The organism is Roseicyclus sediminis, assembly GCF_025515305.1.
GTDB classification, from domain to species: Bacteria; Pseudomonadota; Alphaproteobacteria; order Rhodobacterales; family Rhodobacteraceae; genus Roseibacterium; species Roseibacterium sediminis.
Window position 1 is genome coordinate 185,136 of the sequence record NZ_JAOPHT010000003.1, and the last position, 21,713, is coordinate 206,848.

Below are 21,713 nucleotides of genomic sequence, written 5' to 3' on the forward strand. Positions count from 1 at the left end.
AGGGCGTGCTCGCGCCCCTCCGGCATCCGCTACGGCGCCACATGCGCCCGTTCCTTGTTCAGGATGCCCAACCCACATACCCGAAGCGCGGAGCTTACGTCTGGCACGACGTGATCCACGCCCGTCAGGGTCTTCAGGTTCGATCCACCCGCGACGATGCTGCCGCTCAACACAATCGGTGTGACGCGCGTCGCGGAAGCCCGGATTGTGTCCACCAATTCTCTTGATATTGCAAGCGTTCTGCGGCCTGCGGCGGTGATCCCGACCAGGCAATAGCGACGTTTGCGCACCATCTCGGCAATCTGCCTAGGATGCTTGTCGATCGCGAAATCCACATCGTAGCCGAAGCGGTGGAACTGATCGGCCGCCACGAAGATCCCAAGTGTGTGATGCTCCGGCCGCGGGATGATCAGCAGAACGCGGTTGCCATCCGACCCCGGAACGGCCCCTTCGCGGACCTTCGTCACATCGTGGCTGCCGTCCTGGACGCCAGAAAGCGCGCGGACGGATTCCTGCAGGCGCGCGGTCCCGATCGTCACGTCGGCGAAGCTGATGTCGTCCTCGGCCCAGCGGCGCCCCATCGAGCGCGCGACTTCGGGGATCACCGCATCCACTATGTCCGAAACCGGAATGCCATCCTGGCGCAGCCGGGACAGAACGGCATGCCGCGTCTCGTCCCGCTCGGAGAGGAATGCGTCGCACATCAGCCGGAGACGTGCCTCGAGCGCCGCATCACGTGCGATGCGCCCGGACAGGACAACCGCAATCGCGCGGGCCGCAAGCCGCGCGACCTCGTGATCGACCGCGTGGAGCGCGGCGCCGGTTGTTCCTGTGGCCTCACGGTTCATGATTGGTTTCCGCGGTTTGCCCACGTTGCGCGTCGTTATGCCGTCAAGCGCGCGTTCGTGTGCAGTGCGTTTGCCTCATACTCTGCCAATTGCTTGTGTCTGTCAAATTAAATTGACACTACGGCACATTCGTCCTCGTGCGGTCGCGTTTCCTGGAGGCTTAACTAGGCCGAACCCCCATGTTTTTCAAGGCCGGCGCGCCTCGGGCCACTGTCATTTGACCCGAACACCCGCCATGTGAGGAGTGTAAGTTTTGATTGACACTCTCTCCTTAAGGGACCAGATTTCTTCTACAGACCAAAGGAATCGAACGTTCATGGCGAGCGACACCCTGACAGAAGCGCCGTCACGGCAACTTTACACTCCCGAAGAACGCGCGCGCCGGGATGCCACGATCTGGACCACCGTCCAGGGCGTGCTCGCGCCGCTTCAGTTCCTCGTGTTCGTAGTTTCCGTCGCGCTCGTGCTGCGTTTCATGTGGACCGGCTACGGGTATGACGCGGCCACGGTCTCGATCATCTTCAAGACCTTCATCCTGCTGACGATCATGGTCACCGGCGCCATCTGGGAAAAGGTCGTCTTCGGCCAGTACCTCTTCGCGCCCGCCTTCTTCTGGGAGGACGTGTTCAGCTTCGCGGTCATCGCGCTGCACCTGACATATGTCTGGGCGCTGCTCTCGGGCTGGCCCCATGACACGCAGATGTGGATCGCGCTGGCGGCCTATGCCGCCTACGTCGTCAACGCCGGTCAGTTCCTCTGGAAACTGCGGATGGCCCGCCTCGAAGCGGAGGGTCGGCCATGAACCAGCCCGCCCAGGTCAAGGCCGCCACCTGCCGCGATGCCCCCGTCCTGAAGGAGCGTGGCCAGCGCGAGGTCTTCTGTGGCCTCACCGGCATCATCTGGCTCCACCGCAAGATGCAGGATGCCTTCTTCCTCGTCGTGGGAAGCCGGACCTGCGCGCATCTCCTGCAGTCGGCCGCCGGTGTCATGATCTTCGCCGAGCCCCGCTTCGGCACCGCGATCCTCGAGGAGGGCGATCTCGCCGGAATGGCGGATGCCCATGACGAGCTCGACCGCGAGGTCGGCAAGCTCCTGTCGCGCCGCCCGGACATCCGTCAGCTGTTCCTCGTGGGCTCCTGCCCCTCCGAGGTGATCAAGCTCGACCTCGCGCGCGCGGCCGAACGCCTGACGCAGGTGCACGCGCCGCATGTGCGGGTCCTCAACTATTCCGGCAGTGGCATCGAGACCACGTTCACCCAGGGGGAGGACGCTTGCCTCGCCTCCATGGTCCCGGTCCTCCCCGGAACCGAGGCGCGTGAGCTTCTCCTTGTCGGTGCCCTGCCGGATGTCGTCGAAGACCAGGCCGTGGGGCTCCTGTCGAAGATGGGCATCGGCCCGATCCGCGTCCTGCCCGCACATCGCAGCGCCGAGGCGCCCGGCGTCGGCGAGAACACCGTCTTCGCCTGCCTCCAGCCCTTTCTCGGCGACACCGCGGCCGCGCTCGAACGGCGCGGCGCGCGGATGATCCAGGCGCCCTTCCCCTTCGGCGAGGAGGGCACGACCCTCTGGCTCCGCGCCATCGCGGACGAGTTCGGCGTGGACGACGCCACGTTCGAGGCCGTCACGGCCGCCCCGCGCGCCCGCGCGCGCACTGCCATCGCCAACGCATCCGAACATCTGCGCGGCAAGACGATCTTCTTCATGCCCGACAGCCAGCTGGAAATCCCGCTCGCCCGCTTCCTCGTCCGCGAATGCGGCATGGAGGCGGTCGAGATCGGCCAGCCCTACATCCACAAGGGCCTTGTCGGTCCCGATCTGGACCTAATCCCGGAAGGTCCGACCATCTCGGAGGGCCAGGACGTCGACCTGCAGCTCGACCGCGTCCGCGCCGCGCGCCCCGACCTCACGGTCTGTGGCCTCGGCCTCGCCAACCCCCTGGAGGCCGAGGGGCTGACCACCAAGTGGGCGATCGAACTCGTCTTCACCCCGGTGCATTTCTACGACCAGGCAGGCGATCTCGCGGGGCTCTTCTCGCGCCCGATCCGCCGCCGAGAGATTCTCAGGCTGGAGGTGGCGGAATGACCCCACGCCTTCATCTTTCCCAAAATACGCCGGGGGTCCGGGGGCAGCGCCCCCGGGTTTCGCCATGAAACTCACCGTCTGGACATACGAGGGCCCGCCGCACGTTGGCGCGATGCGCGTCGCGACCGCCATGAAGGGCCTGCACTACGTGCTGCACGCGCCTCAGGGCGACACTTACGCCGACCTCCTCTTCACGATGATCGAGCGGCGCAACCACCGCCCGCCCGTCACCTACACGACCTTCGAGGGCCGCGACCTCGGCGAGGATACCGCCGGCATCTTCAAGAAGACCTGCCAGGAGGCCTACGACCGCTTTCGCCCCCAGGCCCTGATCGTCGGTGCCTCCTGCACGGCGGAGCTGATCCAGGACGACCCCGGCGGGCTGGCCGAAACGATGGACATCCCCGTTCCTGTCGTCGCGCTGGAGCTTCCGTCCTACCAGCGCAAGGAGAACTTCGGGACCGACGAGACCTTCTACCAGCTCGTCAAGGCCCTGGCCGGTCCGGTCGAGAAGACGCCCGAAGTCACCGCCAACCTGATCGGCCCTCTCGCGCTGGGCTTCCGCCACCGCGACGACATCGAGGAGGTGAAGGGCCTGCTCTACGAGATGGGGATCGGCATCAACGTGGTCGCCCCCTTCGATGCGACGCCCCAGGACATGACCCGGCTGGGCGCGGCGCACGTCAACATCCTGATGTATCCCGAACACGCGGAAACCGCCGCGCGCCACATGGAGCGCACGCTCGGCATTCCCTACACGAAGACGGTGCCGATCGGCGTCGGCGCGACGCATGACTTCGTCGCGGAAGTGGCCCGGATCTGCGGTGTGCAACCGAAAAAGGACCTCTCCCGCCTGCGCCAGCCCTGGTGGTCGAAGTCGGTCGACTCGACCTACCTCACCGGCAAGCGCGTGTTCCTCTTCGGCGACGCGACGCATGTGACGACAGCGGCCCGCATCGCGCGGGACGAGATGGGCTTCGAGGTCGTGGGCCTTGGATGCTACAACCGCGAGTTCGCGCGGTCCGTCCGGGCGCTGGGCAAGGAATTCGGCGTCGAGGCGCTGATCACCGACGACTACCTCGAGGTCGAGAAGGCCATCGAGGATGCCGCGCCCGAGATGATCCTCGGCACCCAGATGGAGCGTCATATCGGCAAGCGCCTCGGCATCCCCTGTGCCGTCATCTCCGCGCCCGTTCACGTGCAGGACTTCCCCGCGCGCTACTCGCCCCAGATGGGCTGGGAAGGCGCGAACGTGATCTTCGACACCTGGATCCACCCGCTGGTCATGGGGCTGGAGGAGCATCTCCTCGCCATGTTCCGCGAGGATTTCGAGTTCCACGACGAGGCCGGCCCGAGCCACCACGGCGGCCATGCGCCGAAACCGGTCGGCGCGGAGCAGGCAGGCCTTGCCGCGGATGCCGAGGCCGGCGCCGAAGTGCGTATTTCGGGAAAGATGAAGGACGCAGAGGAAGAGGTTCCCACCGGCACGGGTTCGGACGTCATGGTCTGGCTGGCCGATGCCGAGCGCGAATTGAAGAAGATCCCGTTCTTCGTGCGCGGCAAGGCCAAGCGCAACACCGAGAAATTCGCCGCCGAGCGCGGCGTGACCGAGATCAGCGTCGACACGCTCTACGAAGCGAAGGCCCATTTTGCGCGGTGACGGAGACCATATCCCCGGCTACCGGGTCGTGATCGTCACGCTGGACAGCCACGCGGCGGGTCCGGCGGCGCGGGTCTCGGAGCGTCTCGCGGGAGAGTTCCCGGGGCTGACGGTGTCTGTCCACGCCTCGGCGGAATGGGCCGAAAACCCCGAAGCGCTGGAAGAAGCCCGATTAGCGGTGCGACATGGCAACATCGTCGTCGCCAACCTCCTGTTCATCGAGGAGCACATCACCGCGATCCTGCCCGAACTTCAGGCCCGCCGCGACGACTGCGACGCGATGATCGGCGTGATCTCGGCGCGGGAGGTCGTGCAGCTCACCAAGATGGGCGAGCTCGACATGATGAAGCCCGCCACCGGGCCGATGAAGCTTCTGAAGAAGCTGCGCGGGTCGAAGGAGCCTTCGGCCAATTCCGGCGAGAAGCAGATGAAGCTTCTGCGCCGCCTCCCGAAGATCCTGAAGTTCATTCCGGGCAAGGCGCAGGACCTGCGTGCCTGGTTCCTGACGATGCAGTACTGGCTGGGCGGCTCCGACGACAACGTGGAGCAGATGGTCCGCTTCCTGGTCGGAACCTATGCCAGCGACCGCGCCTTCAAGGGCGCCAAGGCCGCAGCCCCCATCGATTACCCGGAGGTCGGTCTCTATCACCCCGACCTGCCCGGCCACCGCATCGTCACGGATGTCGCCGATCTGCCGAACCCCGAGAACCCGGTGGCGACGGTCGGTCTTCTGATGATGCGGAGCTACGTTCTCGCCTCCGACACCGGGCACTACGATGGCGTGATCCGCAGGATGCAGGCCGCGGGCCTCGCCGTGATCCCCGCCTTCGCAGGCGGGCTCGACGGGCGTCCGGCGATCGCCGAATACTTCACCAACGGCCGCATCGACGCCATGGTGTCGCTGACCGGTTTCAGCCTGATCGGCGGCCCCGCCTACAACGACAGCGCCGCGGCGGTGGAAGTGCTGAAGGGCCTCGACGTGCCCTACATCGCGGCGCATCCGATCGAGTTCCAGACACTTGGTCAGTGGGCATCTTCCGAAGGAGGCCTCGGGCCGGTCGAAACGACGATGCTGGTGGCCCTGCCCGAGATCGACGGCGCGACCAACCCCACGGTCTTCGGCGGGCGGCACGGGCCGGAAGGATGCCAGGGCTGTTCCTACAACTGCCCGCGCGCCTCCGACAGCAAGGCCATGGCGCCCTGTCTCGAGCGGATCGACAGCCTTGTGGAGAAGACGCGCCGCCTCGCCACGCTTCGGCGCAAGGCCAATGCGGAGAAGAAGGTCGGGATCGTCCTCTTCGGGTTCCCGCCCAATGCGGGCGCCATCGGAACGGCGGCGTATCTCAGCGTTTTCGAAAGCCTTTTCAACACGCTGACCTGCATGAAGGCCGAGGGCTACGATGTCGAGGTTCCGGCCTCGGTGGACGCGCTGCGTCAGGCGATCCTGCACGGAAATGCCCGGCAATACGGGCAGGAGGCGAACGTCGCCGCCCATGTGGATGCCGACACCATCGTGCGCTGCACGCCGCCTCTGAAGGTCATCGAGAGCGTCTGGGGCCCCGCGCCGGGCAAGATCCAGTCCGACGGCCGCGGCGTCTTCGTGCTGGGCCAGCATTTCGGCAATGTCTTCGTGGGCGTGCAGCCGACCTTCGGCTACGAGGGCGACCCGATGCGCCTTCTGTTCGAGAAGGGTTTCGCGCCGACGCACGCCTTCACGCAGTTCTACCTGTGGCTCCGCAACACCTACCAGGCCGACGTTCTCCTGCATTTCGGAATGCACGGCGCGCTGGAGTTCATGCCGGGCAAGCAGGCGGGCCTCGGCGCGCGCGACTGGCCCGACCGGCTGATCGGCGAGATGCCGAACGTCTATCTCTACGCCTCCAACAATCCGTCCGAGGCGACGTTGGCCAAGCGGCGCTCGAACGCCGTGACGATCACGCACCTGACGCCGCCGCTGGCCTCCGCGGGTCTCTACAAGGGTCTGTCCGAGCTGAAGGACAGCCTGACACGCTGGCGCGGGCTTGCCCCGGATGCGCCGGAACGCGGGGACCTGGCCGTCCTGATCGGGACGCAGGCCGAGGCCGTGGACCTGGCCGAGCGCGACCCCGACAAACTGTGGCTGACGCTGCTCGAGACGGAAGACGCGCTGATCACCGATGGACTGCATGTGGTCGGCCGCCCGATGGCCGAGGCCGAGCTGCAGGAGCACCTGCGCGTCATGGCCGAGACCGACCCCGAGACGCGGGCGCGGATCGAGCGGCTTCTGCGCGAGAATTGCGAGTTCGACGGCCTGATGCGGGCGCTGTCGGCGCGGTACATCGAGCCGGTACCGGGCGGCGACCTGATCCGCTCGCCCGACGTTCTGCCGACAGGCCGCAACATCCACGCCTTCGACCCGTTCCGCATGCCGACGGCCTTCGCCCTGCAGGACGGCGCCAAGCAGGCGCAGCGGCTGATCGAGGCCGCGGGCGAGATGCCGCGCTCGGTGGCCCTCGTCCTCTGGGGGTCCGACAACATCAAGTCGGACGGCGGCCCGATCTCGCAGGCGCTGGCGCTGATGGGCGCGCGGCCGCGCTTCGACGGCTACGGCCGGCTTTGCGGCGCCGACCTTATCCCGTTGTCCGAACTCGGCCGTCCCCGGATCGACGTGGTGATGACGCTTTCGGGTATCTTCCGCGACCTCCTGCCGTTGCAGACGCGCATGTTGGCCGAGGCCGCATGGAAGGCCGCAACCGCGGATGAACCTGTCGCGATGAACTTCGTTCGCGCCCACGCGCTGGCCTATGCCGAGGACATGGGCGTGCCCATGGAAGTGGCGGCGCTGCGCGTCTTTTCGAACGCGGAAGGCGCCTATGGCTCCAACGTCAACGCGCTGGTCGATTCAGGGGCCTGGGGCGAGGAGGACGAACTGGCCGATGCCTACCAGGCGCGGAAGTCCTTCGCCTACGGCATGGACGGCAAGGCCCGGAAAAACGCGGGCCTGCTGCAATCGGCTCTGAAGGACGTGGACCTCGCCTACCAGAACCTCGAAAGCGTGGAACTTGGCGTGACCACCGTCGACCACTACTTCGACACGCTCGGCGGCATCTCGCGCGCGGTGAAGCGCGCGAAGGGCGGTAAGGAAGCGCCGGTCTTCATCGGCGATCAGACCCGCGGCGAGGGCAAGGTTCGCACCCTGCAGGAGCAGGTCGCGCTGGAAACCCGGTCCCGCAGCCTGAACCCCAAGTGGTTCGAGGGCCTGCTCAAGCACGGCCACGAGGGCGTCCGCCAGATCGAGGCGCAGGTCACCAACACGCTGGGATGGTCGGCCACCACGGGCCAGGTCGAACCCTGGGTCTATCAGCGCCTGTCGGAGACCTTCGTGCTGGACGAGGACATGCGCCGCCGCATGGCCGAACTGAACCCGCAGGCCTCCGCGCGCATGGCCAACCGGCTGCTGGAGGCCTTCGAACGCAACTACTGGCAACCCGACGAGGCAACACTCGCCGCGCTTCAGGCTGGCGCGGATGAACTCGAGGACACGCTGGAGGGCCTTACCCCCGGCATGGCCGCCGGTGTGGCCGCCGAATAGGAGAGGAACGACGATGCTGGACGAGAGAAATCCCCCCGCCGCCCGCGCCGCGATGCGCGAGGCCGCCGGCCTCGAAAAGCGGGGCCTCGGGGCGCCGCCGGTCCTCCGGAAGGGCGAGGATGGCGAAGGATCGCTCCAGGTCCACCAGGACGCCTCGATGAAGATCGAGGGGGCCAAGGTCTTCGCCGTCTACGGCAAGGGCGGGATCGGCAAGTCGACGACCTCGTCGAACCTGTCGGCGGCATTCTCCAAGCTGGGCAAGAAGGTCCTGCAGATCGGCTGCGACCCCAAGCACGACAGCACCTTCACCCTGACCGGCCACCTGCAGCCAACGGTGATCGACATCCTCAAGGAGGTCGATTTCCATGCCGAGGAACTGCGGCCCGAGGATTTCATGGCCGAGGGTTACAACGGCGTCATGTGCATCGAGGCCGGCGGTCCGCCGGCAGGCACCGGCTGCGGCGGCTATGTCGTGGGCCAGACGGTGAAACTGCTGAAGCAGCATCACCTGCTGGAAGACACCGACGTCGTCCTCTTCGACGTTCTCGGTGACGTGGTCTGCGGCGGGTTCGCCGCGCCGCTCCAGCATGCCGACCGTGCGGTGATCGTGACGGCCAACGACTTCGACTCGATCTACGCAATGAACCGCATCATCGCCGCCGTTCAGGCCAAATCGAAGAACTACAACGTTCGGCTGGCCGGCTGTATCGCCAACCGCTCGAAGGACACGGACGAGGTCGACCGCTTCTGCGAGCGGACGAACTTCAAGCGGATTGGCCACATGCCGGACGTCGATGCCATCCGCCGCTCGCGCCTCAAGAAGAAGACGCTGTTCGAGATGCCCGACGACGAGGACATCGTCCAGTGCCGCGCGGAATACATCCGGCTGGCCGAGATGATGTGGCAGGGCACCGACCCGCTTGCGCCGCAACCGCTGGAAGACCGCGATATCTTCGAACTGCTGGGGTTCGATTGATGGTGGGCACCCCCACATACGGCGCCACGCGCGACAGGGTCGAGGAATACTTCGACCGCACCGCCACCCGCACCTGGGAACGGCTGACCTCCGACGCGCCCGTGTCCGGCATCCGCCAGACCGTGCGCGAGGGCCGCGACCGGATGCGCGAGATCATGCTGTCCCGCCTACCCGCGGACCTTGCCGGGCGCCGCGTGCTGGACGCCGGCTGCGGCACAGGGGCGATGACCGAGGAACTGGCGCGCCGCGGGGCGCACGTCACGGCGATCGACATCTCGCCTCAGCTTGTCGAGATCGCGCGCAACCGGATGCCCGAACATCTGCTCGGCCAGATCACCTTCACTTCCGGCGACATGCTGTCGGCCGACCTCGGTGACTTCGACCACGTCATGGCCATGGACTCGATGATCTACTACACCGCCGACGATCTCGGACAGGCCCTTGCCGGCCTGTCGCGCCGCGTATCGCAGTCGATCGTCTTCACCGTCGCGCCGCGCACGCCCTTCCTGATGGCGTTCTTCACAGTCGGAAAACTGTTCCCGCGTTCCGACCGGTCGCCGACGATGATCCCGCACGCGCCCCGCCAGATCGCCGCGAAAGCGGCTCTGCACGGCGGCACAGGCTCTGTTTCGGAGGTCGAGCGCGTCAGCCGCGGCTTCTACATCTCCACCTGCCTGGAGTACCGGGCATGAAAAAACTCCTCAAACGCATCTCCATCTCCTACCTGCCCTTCGCGGACGCCGCCTCGGACGAGCTTCCGCTGGGCCAGCTCCTGCGGCTCAGCCTGTTCCAGGTCTCGGTCGGCATGGCGGCCGTGATGCTTCTCGGCACGCTCAACCGCGTGATGATCGTGGAGCTTCAGGTGCCCGCCTTCCTGGTCGCGGCGATGGTCGCGCTTCCGGTCCTGATCGCACCCTTCCGCGCGCTTCTCGGGTTCAAGTCCGACACCTACAAGTCCGCCATCGGGTGGAAGCGCATCCCCTATCTCTGGTTCGGCACGCTCTGGCAGTTCGGTGGCCTCGCGATCATGCCTGCCGCGCTTCTCGTGCTGGGGGGCGAGGTCACGCAGGTGCGCTACGACATCCCCTATGCCGGGGAGCTTCTGGCCGGGATCGCGTTCCTGATGACCGGCCTCGGAATGCACATGACCCAGACCGCCGGCCTGGCGCTCGCCGCCGACCGCGCGACCGACGAGACCCGGCCACGGGTCGTGGCGCTTCTCTATGTCATGCTGCTTGTCGGCATGGGCGCATCGGCTTTGGTGATCGGCTATCTGCTGCGGCAGTTCACGCCGATCGAGCTTATCCAGGTGATCCAGGGCACCGCTGTCCTGACCGTGGTCCTGAACGTCGTGGCCCTGTGGAAGCAGGAGCGCGTGCGCCCGATGACCCGCGCCGAGCGCGAGGAGGAAACGCCGAGTTTCTCGGACGCCTGGGCCGACTATGCCAGCGGCGGGACCGCGGGGCGGCTGCTGGCGGTCGTCTTCCTCGGCACCATGGCCTTCAACATGCAGGACGTGCTGCTGGAACCCTATGGCGGCGAGATCCTCGGCCTTTCGGTGTCGTCCACGACGCTCCTGACCGCGACCTGGGCCGTTGGTGCGCTGACCGGCTTCGCGCTTGCCGCCCGCTGGCTGAGTGCGGGGATCAACCCCTACCGCATGGGCGCGCGCGGCATCCTCGCGGGACTTGCCGCCTTCTCGGCGGTGATCTTCTCGAACCCCTGGAACTCACCCGAGCTGTTCTTCGCGGGCGCGGCCCTGATCGGCTTCGGCGGCGGGCTCTTCTCGGTGGCGACGCTCACCGCCGCGATGACGATGCCCTCGGCCGGCAAGGCCGGGCGGGGCCTCGCGCTCGGCGCCTGGGGCGCGGCGCAGGCGACCGCGGCGGGGATATCCACCGCCATCGGCGGCGGTCTGCGCGACATCGTCAACGGCATGGCCAACAACGGTCAGCTTGGCGAGGCCCTCGCCAACCCCGCGACCGGATACTCGGTGGTCTACCACATCGAGATCCTTCTTCTCTTCATGACACTCGTGGCCCTCGGACCCCTTGTCAGAACTGCAACGACCAACAGCGAAAGGGCGACGGGCAAGATCGGGCTCGCCGACCTGCCCACCTGAAGCCGAACCCGAAAGGATACGCACATGGAAAACGCATTCTTCGGCAACTTCGATCTGGCCAGCCTGTCTATCTGGCTGTTCTGGATCTTCTTTGCCCTGCTGATCTACTACCTGCAGACCGAGAACATGCGGGAAGGTTACCCGCTTGAGAACGAGGACGGTTCGGCCGCCCCCAACCAGGGCCCCTTCCCGGTGCCGAACGCCAAGACCTTCGTCCTGCCGCACGGCCGCGGCGAAGTCGTCGTGCCCTCCGCCGAGAACGAGGCGGCGCACCGGCGCGAGAACCTGGCCATGGAAAAGGTCGCCTGGTCCGCCGGCAACGGCTATCCCTACGAGCCGACGGGCGATCCGCTGGCCGACGGGATCGGTCCGGGCGCCTGGACGCCCCGTGCCGATGTCCCCGAGCTTGACGGCCACGGCCATCCCAAGATCGTGCCGATGGGCCAGACCGAAGCCTATCGCGTCAGCGCCGGGCGCGACCCCCGCGGCCTGCAGGTCGTGGCGGGCGACAACACCGTGGTGGGCACCGTCACCGACATGTGGATCGACGCACCCGAGCAGCTGGTCCGGTATCTCGAGCTGGAGCTTGACGCCGATCATGGCGGCGGCACCCGCCTGGTGCCAATCCAGTTCTGCAAGATCGGTTTCTCGCGGGTGAAGGTGAATGCCATCTTCGGCAAGCACTTCGCCGGAGTTCCGGCCACCAAGTCGCCGAACCAGGTGACCAAGCTCGAGGAAGAGAAGATCTCGGCCTACTACGGCGGCGGTATCCTCTACGCCTCCCAGGACCGGATGGACCCGCTGCTCTGAGCGGCGGATCACCAGAGACGACCGACCGGAAGGAGACACGACCGATGCCACACGACCACGACGACTTTCAGACCGAGCCCGTCCGTGGACTGCCCGAGAACCTGCCGGAGGGTGAGCACATCCTCTGGCAGGGTCAGCCGGATTGGTGGGCCCTGACCAGGGAAGCCCTGAGCTTCTGGTGGGTGGCCGGCTACTTCGCCTTCCTGTTCGCCTGGCGGACGATCGGTGGCGCCGCGACCGAGACCTGGACCGAGAGCGCCACGGCGGCGTCCTTCTTCCTCGTCCTTGGCGCCATCGTCTGCATCATCCTGCTGGTGGTGGGTGTCGTGCAGGCAAGAACGACCGTCTACACGATCACCAACCGCAGGGTGGCAATGCGCATCGGCGCGGCGCTGACCATGACGCTCAATCTTCCGTTCCGGAAGATTCGCAACGCCAACCTGGAAGTGCGGCGGGGCGGCACCGGCACGATCGCCCTGGAGATGGAGGACGACGCAGGAAGCGTCCGCCTGTCCTACATCATGACCTGGCCCCATGTCCGGCCATGGCGGATGAAGCACACCGAGCCCGCGCTCCGGTGCATCCGCGACGCCGAGGCGGTGGCGAAGATCTTCGCCGACGCGGCCGAGACGGCTGTGGCCCAGCCCGTGATCGAACGCATGGCGGCGCCCCAGCCGCTGGCCGCGGAATAGGGAGGACGGGAAGATGGCACTCAGTCACGCCGAAAGAAAACTCGTCAAGCGCGACAAGGAGATGGTTCCGGCCATCCTTGTCAGGGCGATGTTCGTCCTGTGCCTCTGCGTTCTGATCATCGTCGCCTACGCGCGGCTGACGGACCGTCCGCTGTCGGCGATGCCTCCGTCGGAGGCCGAGGCCCCGGTGGTGATGGAACGGACCATCCGCATCTTCGGGCAGATGGACGGGTCGGCGCGGGTTCTCGACGCCGACGGCAATCTCGTCGCCGACTTCTCGCCCGAGGAGGGCGGGTTCGTCGCCGGCATCTATCGCGTGCTGGAACGCGAACGTGGGGCCGTTGGCCTCGATGCATCCGAGCCGATCCGGCTGGTGCGCTTTTCAGACGGGCGCATCGGGCTTCGTGATGACCACACCGATTTCCGGGCCGAGCTTTTCGGCTTCGGGGCGGACAACGAGGCGGTCTTTGCCCGCCTCCTGGAGGAATGACCGATGGGATGGATCACCCGAGAGACGGAGACCGCGCCTTGCGAGGTCGAGGTCAGCCACTGCTTCGACAGCCTGCATGCGCATGTGAAGTTCCTGAACGGCGCCACCATCAACCCCGGTGACGAGGTGCTGGTGCACGGCGCGCCGGTGATGGCCCCCTACGGCGAGGTCGTCCGCGAGGAGCGTACCGCCACGATCACCCGCGCCTCGAAACTGGAGCAGTTCTGGACCCGCGCCACCGGCGACTTCGAGTTCATGGAGCTTTGCGAATTCAGCTTCTCCGAGGAGGTTTCGGTATGAAGGATCTTCAGCATTCCGCCGACGCATCCACCGTCGAAGAGGCGATGGCCGCGCAGAACTACGAACAGGCCATCGTCGACAGCGAGGGCGCGACCGCGCTCGCCATGCAGAACACGCTGCTGACGCCGCGTTTCTACACCACCGATTTCGACGAGATGGACGCCATCAACGTCGAATCCGTGCGCGAGGACTGGGACAAGCTGATCGCGCAGATGAAGGCCGACCCGAACAAGGGCCACTTCAAGAAGAACGAGGACTGGGATCATATCGACTGGGACGGGATGGAGCCGAAACTCAAGGCCGAGTTCATCGATTTCCTGGTGTCGTCCTGCACCGCCGAGTTCTCGGGCTGCGTCCTCTACAAGGAGATGAAGCGGCGCGGGAACAACGAAGACATCGTGACGCTGTTCCAGCTGATGGCACGCGACGAGGCTCGGCATGCGGGCTTCATCAACGACGCGCTGCGCGAGGCGGGCATCGCGGTGAACCTCGGCTTCCTGACGCAGAAGAAGAAGTACACCTACTTCCGGCCGAAGTTCATATACTACGCCACCTACCTGTCGGAGAAGATCGGCTACGCCCGCTATATCACCATCTTCCGCCATCTCGAGGCACACCCCGAGCATCGGTTCCACCCGATCTTCAAGTGGTTCAAGGAGTGGTGCAACGACGAGTTCAGCCACGGCGAAGCCTTTGCGCTCCTGATGAAGACCGATCCGAAGCTGACGCAGAGCTTCGTCAACAAGCTCTGGATCAAGTTCTTCCTGACGGCGGTCTATTCCACGATGTACGTGCGCGACCACCAGCGCCCGGCCTTCCACGCCGCGCTTGGAGTCGATCCGGACTGGTATGCCCACGAGGTCTTTACCAAGACTTCCGAGATCTCCAGGCAGGTCTTCCCGCTGACGCTCGATATCGACCATCCGCGTTGGCAGAAGGGCCTTGAGGCGCTGCAGCGCGCCAACGTGGACCTCGCGGACGCCAAGAAGACCGGCAACGTGTTCAAGCGTGTCGGTGCAAGCGCTCGGGCAGCGGTCGCCTTCCTGGGGCTCTACACGATCCCGGCAAAGCGGAACCGGGTGCCCGTCAATACCCGGCTGGAGCCCGCATACTGATGCTCCACTCGCCCTGGATCGCGGCGCTTCTGGCGCTTTTCCTCTGGTGGTTCTCCACCGGGGCGATCCTCATGACGGTGCGCAGGGCGGACAAGGAAGGGGCCAAGGCGCGGCTCTGGGCCGTGCTTTGGAACCTGCCCTTCCTCGTCATCGGCGGCGTGGGCTTCGTCGATACGCTGGCCAATGACAGCGTGGCGGGGATCTACGTCGCCTTCCTCTCGGCGCTGGCGCTCTGGGGCTGGATCGAGCTGGCGTTCCTCACGGGCGTCATCACCGGTCCCGTGCGCCAGCCGCTGAAGAACGGTGTCCCCGAATGGGAGCGGTTCATCCGCGCCTGGGGCACCATCGCCTATCACGAGATGCTTCTGGCCTTCACGCTCATCGCCATGGTGCTGCTGAGCTACGGGGCCGAGAACCAGTTCGGAATGTGGACCTTCGCCGTCCTCTTCTGCGCCCGGGTCAGCGCCAAGCTGAACCTCTATCTCGGCGTGCGGAAGATCAACGTGGAGTTCATCCCCGAACACCTCAACCACCTGCCGAGCCATTTCCGCATTGCGCGGATGAACTGGCTCTTTCCGATCTCGATCACCGGTCTCAGTGTCGCCGCCGCCTTCTGGCTCGGTCACGTCTGGGCCGCCGAGGGGCCGGCCGATGCCGTCGGCTACGCCCTTCTGGGCGCGCTCACCGCGCTCGCCCTCCTGGAGCACTGGTTCATGGTGCTCCCACTTCCGGACGAAAGACTGTGGCGCTGGATGCTGCCCGAACGTCCAACGCCAACCCAAGCCATACTGCCAAGCGAGGATGCAAGATGAACTTCGACAAGCTGTTCCAAGCCCAGCTCGATCAACTGAAAGAAGAGGGCAATTACCGCATCTTCGCCGAGCTTCAGCGCAAGTGCGGGGATTTCCCGCGCGTCCGCAACCATTCCGATGGCCAGGACGAGGTCACCGTCTGGTGCTCGAACGACTATCTCGGGATGGGCCAGCACCCCAAGGTGATCGAGGCCATGATCGACACGGTGCGCGAATGCGGCACCGGCGCGGGCGGTACGCGCAACATCTCGGGCAACGCGTGGCACCACAAGCAGCTGGAGGCCGAGCTTGCGGACCTTCACGGCAAGGAAGAGGCGCTTCTCTTCACGAGCGGCTACGTATCGAATTGGGCGGCGCTGTCGACGCTTGGCTCCCGGCTGCCCAACGCGGTGATCCTCTCGGACGAACTGAACCACGCCTCCATGATCGAGGGCATCCGCCACGCCCGCTGCCAGAAGGTCATCTGGAAGCACAATGACCCCGAAGATCTCGACCGCAAGCTCGCCGCGCTCCCGGCCAACGCGACGAAGATCGTCGCGTTCGAATCGGTCTATTCGATGGATGGCGACATCGCCCCCATCAAGGAAATCCTAGACGTCTGCGAGAAGCACGGCGCGATGTCCTACATCGACGAGGTGCACGCGGTCGGCATGTACGGCCCGCGCGGCGGTGGCGTGGCCGAGCGCGAGGGTCTGATGGACCGCATCACGCTCATCGAGGGGACGCTGGGCAAGGCCTATGGCTGCGTCGGCGGCTACATCACCGGGTCGCACGCGCTCGTGGACTTCATCCGCAGCTTTGCCAGCGGCTTCATCTTCACGACCGCGCTGCCGCCTGCCGTGGCCGCGGCCGCGACGGCGTCGATCCGGCACCTGAAGGAATCGTCCTACGAGCGCGACATGCAGAAGCGGCAGGTCGCCCGCCTGCGCGCCCGCCTCGATGCCGAGGGCATCCCGCACGAGCGGAACCCCTCCCACATCATCCCGGTGATGGTGAAGGACCCCAAGAAATGCCGCATGCTGGCGGACATCCTGATGGAGCAGTTCGGCATCTACGTGCAGCCCATCAACTACCCGACCGTGCCCAAGGGAACGGAGCGCCTGCGCTTCACGCCGGGCCCGCTCCACACCGACGAGGACATCGAGTACCTGGTTCTTGCGCTCAAGACGTTGTGGAAGCAGTGCGCCATCGCCCATGCTGTGGCGTGACGCCGCGCGGTTATCGGATAACACTCAAAAAGGGGTAGACCCTGCGGAATTGGAGCTATTTAAGGTAGTCCGTGAGCTAATTTCGAAGGGAGACTACCCATGAAGAGCAAGTTTGTTCTCGCCGCCGCGGCAACGCTCCTGTCCGGGTCGATGGCCTACGCCGACGCCCACGCAGCATCGGGCGACGCCGCTGCTGGCGAGGCCGTGTTCCGCCAGTGCGCCGCCTGCCACAACGTGGTGAACGAGGCTGGCGACGTGCTTGCCGGCCGCCCGAACATGCGCACCGGCCCCAACCTCTACGGCGTCGCAGGCAAACCCTACGGCGACATCGAGGACTTCCGCTGGTCGCCCGGCCTGCAGGCCCTGAACGAGGCAGGCGTCATCATCACCGAAGAGACGTTCGTCGCCTACATCCAGGATCCGACCGGTTTCATCCGCGAGGCGACGGGCGATAACTCGCTTCGTGGCGCGATGGCCGCGCAGCGCATGCGCTCGGAAGAGGACGCGGTGAACCTCTACGCCTACATCGTGTCGCTCGCCGCCGAGTGATCGGCGACTGACGGCAGGAAATCGAAAGGGCGGGCGCCACGGCGTCCGCCCTTTTTCGTTGGGGTCACTCGGCTGCCGCCGCCGATGCGGCCGGGGCCGTGAAGCGGAGGATCTCGTCTGCGACGAGGTCCGGAGCCTCCTCCTGTGCGAGGTGCCCGATCCCCTTCAACGTGACCAGCCGCGCATCGGGCATCGCCGCCGCGGCGCGTTCGGCCACGTCGATGCGGACGGCCTGGTCGCGGTCACCATGCAGGAACAGTGTCGGCACGGAGATGCCGGGCAGGGAAGCGTTCAACTCCCGCAGCGACCATTGCGCCATCATGGCGAGCGTGCCGTCCACGTGCTCCCGCCGGGCGATCAGGCGCGCGTAGTGCGATAGCGCGGCCTCGTCGAGGTCGGTGCCTGTGGCGCCGATCAGGCTCCGCACCTGGGCGGTAGAGCCGCCGCGGCTGAGGAACAGGCCGGTGAAGGGGTTCACGGCGAGCACCCGCGCCATGATCGGGAACAGAACCCCCGCAGGACCCTTGAAATCCTCGAGCGCGCCGTTGATCACCACGATCCGGTCAAGCTCCATGAGCCCCTGCCGAGCGATCTCCAGCGCTATGGCACCGCCCGCCGAATGCCCGACGATCACGCGCGGGGAGGCTCCGATCTCGGTCATGAGCGCGGCGATGTCGCGGGCGACCTGCGGCAGGCCGGAACGGCCCCTCGGGCTTCGCGTCCAGCCATGCCCCGGAAGGTCGGGCGCGATCAGGCGGAAGCGTTCATCGAGGCGCGGCATCAGGCGGTGCCAGCTATGGGCCGACGCACCGGCGCCATGCAGCAGCAGCATGTCGGGCCCCGTCCCCTCGATCTGGACATGCCAGCGATGCGGCGCGGACGCGACGATGCGGCTGGCCGCCCGAAGCGGCCAGTCCTCGGGCGGAAGGCCGGGGGTCATGCCGTCTCCAGCGCGGTTTCGACCGCCGCGGACACGGCGCGCGCATCGGCGCGCGGCAGGGGAAGATATGGCACGCGCATTTCCTTGGCGAGGCCGTCGAGTCCGCGCGTGGGGCGCAGCCCGGTGTCGATGACGAGGCCCGAAAGACCCCGCGCCCGGATCGCGCGCGCCATGCGCGTCGCATCCTCGGCGGCCTGCGCCCGGTCGGCGATGCCGGAAAGGTCCACGTTGGCCCGGCCGTCCGTCAGAAGCGCGATGGAGGGCGTCATCCCCTTGCCCTGAGCCAGCGCGGCAAGCTCCAGCGCGGCCTTTAGACCGGCGGCGAGCGGCGTGCCGCCCCCGCCCGGAAGCTGCCCGAGGCGCCGCTTGGTCTGCACCAGCGACCGTGTCGGCGGCAGGATCACGTCGGCCCCATCGCCCCGGAACGCCACCAGCGCGACATGGTCGCGGCGGGAATAGGCCTCGGCCAGCAGAAGCTCGATCGCGCCTTTCGCCTCGGCCAGCCGCGCCAGCGCGGAGGACCCGGAGGCGTCGACGACGAAGATGATCGCGCGGTCCGAGCGTTCCTCGAACTGGCGCAGGCGGATATCGGACATGCGGATGTGCAGCCGGTCGTCGCGGCCTGTCATCTTGCGACGGATCGTCTGCCACGGGGCCGCGGCGCGCAGCGTGGCGACGAGATCGACACGGGCATCGCCACCCATGCGGCCGGCGCGGGAGGGCAGGGGACGCCCGCGACGGTTCCCCTTCTTGGCGGCGCCCGAGCCAGCGGCAGCGGCGGCATTGCGGGCGGCGCGACCCGCCTCCATCCGCGCGAGCAGGTCGGGCGGAAGAAGGGCGCGCGCAGCCTCCAGCATCATTTCGGCGGGAATGTGCGGGGTATCCTCACTATCCGAGGTATCCTCCGCCTCGGTCGGCGGGGTTTCGTCCTGCGGGGGTTCGGGCTCGGACGGTTCCTCGGCCGGGCTCTCGGGAAGCTGCGTGGCGCGGGGGGCGAGAACCAGTTCGACGGCCGTCAGAAGGTCGGGCTCGTCCACCTCGGTCTCGCCCGAAAGAGCGGCGGAGGCGCGCGCGATGGCCAGCGCCTGAAGCGGTGCGCGCAGCGAGAGGATGCCCAGCCGGACAGCCACCTGCGCGAGGTCGGAAATCGTGCCCTCGCTTACCGTCACCTTCGGAAGGAGGCGACGGGCCTCCACGATGGCATCGGTGTCGATCTGGAGCCCGGGCGCGTCAGACAGCGCGAGATCGGAGAGGTCGATATGGATGGCAAGCCGGTCGGCGAGGCATTCCGGGATGCGTTCCTCCGGTCCGGCACCTTCATCGAGCGCGATGAGCGAGAGGCCCCGATGATCGTCGAGCGCACGTGCAAGCCGCGCGGCCAGCCCGGCCTTGGCACGCTCGGCCATGGGCAGGATCAGCACGCCGGGCGCGTCGAGAAGTCCCTTCGTGCGCGTCAGTATGCCCTGTCCGAGCGTCGTGGCGAGGTCGATACCCCCGAAAAGCGCATCGTCGCCGATGTTCGGGTGAAGCCGGGAAACCTTCTGACCCCGCACGGCGAGGTCCAGACCGGCGAGGAAGCGATCGCGCACGGGGCCGACACGTGCGCGCAGCCAGATTCCGCCAGCCGCCGCGGGGTCGAGCGCGAAACAGGCGAGCGCGAGGTTCGCCCGTTGCCAGCGCTCTTCCCCGTCGATCACGCCAGCACCTCCTCGACGGTGCGGGTGACGCGGGTGGTGGAGCCGGCCTCGTCCAGCGGATCACGGCGCAGGCGGTGGCGAAGCGCCGGGGGCGCGACGCGGCGCAGATGCTCCCGCGTGACGGCGGCGGCATCCTCGAAGGCTGCAAGCGCCCGGGCGGCGCGCAGGAGCGTCAGCTCGCCCCTGAGCCCGTCGGACCCGAGCGCCACGCAGAGCCTGGCGCAATCGCGCAGGATCGCGTCGTCCGCATCGACATGGGCCAGCGCGGCCCGTGCCGACACGATGCGCGCGCGCAGGTCCATGTCCCGCTGGTGCCAGTCGGCGAGAAAGCCGTCGCGGTTACGGTCGAAGGCGTCGCGGCGGCGGATCACCTCGATCCGCACGTCGATGTCCTTGGGGCTTTCGACCTCGACCGACAGGCCGAAGCGGTCGAGAAGTTGGGGCCGGAGTTCCCCCTCCTCGGGGTTGCCGGATCCGACGAGGACGAAGCGGGCCGGATGTCGGATCGACAGCCCCTCGCGCTCGACCACGTTCTGCCCGGACTGGGCCACGTCCAGCAGGAGGTCGACCAGGTGGTCTTCCAGCAGGTTGACCTCGTCGATGTAGAGATAGCCGCGATTGGCGCGCGCCAGCAGCCCCGGCTCGAACGCCTTCTCGCCGTGGGCCAGCGCCTTCTCGATGTCGAGGGCACCCACGACGCGGTCCTCGGTGGCCCCCAGAGGCAGGTCGACCACCGGCGTCGGTTTCTCCACGATGGAATGGTCATGCACCTGTGCCCAGTCCGGCACATCGGCCTCGCGGGCGGAGTTGACGGGGCACCCCGCGACGGCGCGGATCGGCGGCAACAGGGCGGCGAGGCCCCGGACGGCGGTGGACTTGCCCGTTCCGCGATCCCCGAACACCAGAACGCCCCCGATCCCGGGGTCGATCGCGGTCAGGATCATGGCCAGTTTCATGTCGTCCTGGCCGACGATGGCGGAAAACGGGAAGGCCCCGCTGGTCGATAGATCGGTCATTCGGCGGCTACCTCGATCGGGTCTTGCATCGGTATTTCGGGACGATGCGTCAGGTCCGGTGTGACGCCCTCCCATTTTCCTTCCACGGCATCGACGCGGAAGCGTGCGTAAAGCTCCTCGCGGAACCAGCCACCGTCCCGGACGGCGCGGATCGCGCGGGCGTGCGGCCCGTCGGCGCGGGCGAACTCGGCCATGGCCCGGGCATCGGGCCAGATCGAGAAGGTCACTTGCTGAACCCAGGGGATCTCGCCGATGCCGATCTTGAACATCACGTTCCGGTCCTGCCCGATGGCGCGGGAGACGTCCGGCTCCTGTCCCCAGAACTTCAGCGCGACGGAGGGTTTCACGGTGGCGCGCGTCAAGGCCGCGATGGGACCGTCGAGCGCGATGTCCTCGGGCTGGAACGGCTCCACCCCCGACCACAGGCCGCGCGCGCTGGCCGGCGTGAGAAAGATCGTCAACGCCTCGTCGGCATGATCGCGATAACGGCGGAAGACGTCTGTCCCGAACATCGCGCGCCGCGCGGCGTAATGGTCGGGCCACGTCGCCAGAATCGCGTAGACGGAGGTGTTGGGAACGGGCGTGAACCCCTCCCCGGTGCCCGAACCGCAGAGCTTGTAGGTCTGCAGGTCGCGGATGCCCTTCAGGGCGAATCGGGCGGTCGCCATTTGCGAAAACGCCCAGAGGCGCGCACCAAGGGAACCGAACCGGTAAAGGCTCAATGTGACGGATTGCATGGCCGGTCTCTCCATGTGTCAACTTATATTTACACAGTTCCGGGCTCAGGGGAAGAGACACGTTGTCCGTTTTTCTTGGCAAAGCGCC

At 66.8% G+C, this 21,713-nt stretch carries 20 protein-coding genes; 15 read left to right on the forward strand and 5 right to left on the reverse strand.

The features are described 5' to 3' along the window. Positions 1-29: 29 nt before the first annotated feature. The gene (locus N8I71_RS05740) at positions 30-848 is read right to left on the reverse strand and encodes a cobalamin B12-binding domain-containing protein (protein WP_262876984.1); all 819 of its coding nucleotides are present in this window, start codon (positions 846-848) and stop codon (positions 30-32) included. Between the two features lie 316 nt (positions 849-1,164). Between N8I71_RS05740 and bchF the strand changes: the two genes are divergently transcribed. The 15 genes from bchF to N8I71_RS05815 all read left to right on the forward strand — a co-directional run bounded on the left by bchF (position 1,165) and on the right by N8I71_RS05815 (position 17,235). Further along, positions 1,165-1,650: a 2-vinyl bacteriochlorophyllide hydratase gene (gene bchF / locus N8I71_RS05745; RefSeq protein ID WP_262876985.1), complete on the forward strand. Its 486-nt coding sequence runs from the start codon at positions 1,165-1,167 to the stop codon at positions 1,648-1,650. After that, a complete protein-coding gene (locus N8I71_RS05750) occupies positions 1,647-2,930 on the forward strand; it encodes a ferredoxin:protochlorophyllide reductase (ATP-dependent) subunit N (protein ID WP_262876986.1) in 1,284 nt (427 codons plus the stop codon). The genes bchF and N8I71_RS05750 overlap by 4 nt, the downstream gene beginning before the upstream one ends. Before the next feature lie 64 nt (positions 2,931-2,994). Beyond that, the gene (bchB, locus tag N8I71_RS05755; protein ID WP_262876987.1) at positions 2,995-4,590 is read left to right on the forward strand and encodes a ferredoxin:protochlorophyllide reductase (ATP-dependent) subunit B; all 1,596 of its coding nucleotides are present in this window, start codon (positions 2,995-2,997) and stop codon (positions 4,588-4,590) included. Then, positions 4,580-8,161 carry a magnesium chelatase subunit H gene (locus N8I71_RS05760; protein WP_262876988.1) on the forward strand — a complete coding sequence of 1,194 codons (3,582 nt, stop codon included), beginning with the start codon at positions 4,580-4,582 and terminating at the stop codon, positions 8,159-8,161. The genes bchB and N8I71_RS05760 overlap by 11 nt, the downstream gene beginning before the upstream one ends. A 52-nt stretch (positions 8,162-8,213) precedes the next feature. After that, positions 8,214-9,137 carry a ferredoxin:protochlorophyllide reductase (ATP-dependent) iron-sulfur ATP-binding protein gene (gene bchL / locus N8I71_RS05765; protein ID WP_262877239.1) on the forward strand — a complete coding sequence of 308 codons (924 nt, stop codon included), beginning with the start codon at positions 8,214-8,216 and terminating at the stop codon, positions 9,135-9,137. Next, positions 9,137-9,829 (forward strand): magnesium protoporphyrin IX methyltransferase, encoded by a 693-nt coding sequence (gene bchM, locus N8I71_RS05770; RefSeq protein ID WP_262876989.1) that lies wholly within the window; start codon positions 9,137-9,139, stop codon positions 9,827-9,829. Before bchL ends, bchM begins: the two co-directional genes overlap by 1 nt. After that, a complete protein-coding gene (locus tag N8I71_RS05775; protein WP_262876990.1) occupies positions 9,826-11,259 on the forward strand; it encodes a PucC family protein in 1,434 nt (477 codons plus the stop codon). Before bchM ends, N8I71_RS05775 begins: the two co-directional genes overlap by 4 nt. 24 nt (positions 11,260-11,283) lie before the next feature. Next, positions 11,284-12,069, forward strand: a complete 786-nt coding sequence (gene puhA, locus N8I71_RS05780) for a photosynthetic reaction center subunit H (RefSeq protein WP_262876991.1) — start codon at positions 11,284-11,286, stop codon at positions 12,067-12,069. 44 nt (positions 12,070-12,113) lie between these two features. Continuing rightward, positions 12,114-12,761 (forward strand): photosynthetic complex putative assembly protein PuhB, encoded by a 648-nt coding sequence (puhB, locus tag N8I71_RS05785; RefSeq protein WP_262876992.1) that lies wholly within the window; start codon positions 12,114-12,116, stop codon positions 12,759-12,761. A gap of 13 nt (positions 12,762-12,774) precedes the next feature. Then, entirely contained in the window at positions 12,775-13,251 is a 477-nt protein-coding gene (puhC, locus tag N8I71_RS05790; RefSeq protein WP_262876993.1) for a photosynthetic complex assembly protein PuhC, read from the forward strand. 3 nt (positions 13,252-13,254) lie between these two features. Continuing rightward, positions 13,255-13,551 carry a hypothetical protein gene (locus tag N8I71_RS05795; RefSeq protein WP_262876994.1) on the forward strand — a complete coding sequence of 99 codons (297 nt, stop codon included), beginning with the start codon at positions 13,255-13,257 and terminating at the stop codon, positions 13,549-13,551. Beyond that, complete coding sequence (gene acsF / locus N8I71_RS05800; protein WP_262876995.1) at positions 13,548-14,666, forward strand: magnesium-protoporphyrin IX monomethyl ester (oxidative) cyclase; 1,119 nt, start codon at positions 13,548-13,550, stop codon at positions 14,664-14,666. Before N8I71_RS05795 ends, acsF begins: the two co-directional genes overlap by 4 nt. Beyond that, positions 14,666-15,478 (forward strand): putative photosynthetic complex assembly protein PuhE, encoded by an 813-nt coding sequence (puhE, locus tag N8I71_RS05805; protein WP_262876996.1) that lies wholly within the window; start codon positions 14,666-14,668, stop codon positions 15,476-15,478. Before acsF ends, puhE begins: the two co-directional genes overlap by 1 nt. Next, positions 15,475-16,686, forward strand: a complete 1,212-nt coding sequence (hemA, locus tag N8I71_RS05810; protein WP_262876997.1) for a 5-aminolevulinate synthase — start codon at positions 15,475-15,477, stop codon at positions 16,684-16,686. The genes puhE and hemA overlap by 4 nt, the downstream gene beginning before the upstream one ends. Positions 16,687-16,785: 99 nt before the next feature. Then, positions 16,786-17,235, forward strand: coding sequence for a c-type cytochrome (locus N8I71_RS05815; RefSeq protein ID WP_262876998.1), 450 nt, complete (start codon positions 16,786-16,788; stop codon positions 17,233-17,235). A gap of 64 nt (positions 17,236-17,299) precedes the next feature. On the opposite strand, the gene bchO is transcribed toward N8I71_RS05815, so the two are convergent. From bchO to crtA, 4 genes are read right to left on the reverse strand one after another with little or no spacing between them, the layout of a single operon-like run. Then, positions 17,300-18,175 (reverse strand): alpha/beta fold hydrolase BchO, encoded by an 876-nt coding sequence (gene bchO / locus N8I71_RS05820; RefSeq protein WP_262876999.1) that lies wholly within the window; start codon positions 18,173-18,175, stop codon positions 17,300-17,302. Beyond that, complete coding sequence (locus N8I71_RS05825) at positions 18,172-19,872, reverse strand: magnesium chelatase subunit D (RefSeq protein ID WP_262877000.1); 1,701 nt, start codon at positions 19,870-19,872, stop codon at positions 18,172-18,174. The genes bchO and N8I71_RS05825 overlap by 4 nt, the downstream gene beginning before the upstream one ends. After that, positions 19,869-20,888 carry a magnesium chelatase ATPase subunit I gene (gene bchI / locus N8I71_RS05830; RefSeq protein ID WP_262877001.1) on the reverse strand — a complete coding sequence of 340 codons (1,020 nt, stop codon included), beginning with the start codon at positions 20,886-20,888 and terminating at the stop codon, positions 19,869-19,871. The genes N8I71_RS05825 and bchI overlap by 4 nt, the downstream gene beginning before the upstream one ends. After that, positions 20,885-21,625 carry a spheroidene monooxygenase gene (gene crtA, locus N8I71_RS05835; protein ID WP_406676076.1) on the reverse strand — a complete coding sequence of 247 codons (741 nt, stop codon included), beginning with the start codon at positions 21,623-21,625 and terminating at the stop codon, positions 20,885-20,887. The genes bchI and crtA overlap by 4 nt, the downstream gene beginning before the upstream one ends. Positions 21,626-21,713: the final 88 nt, after the last annotated feature.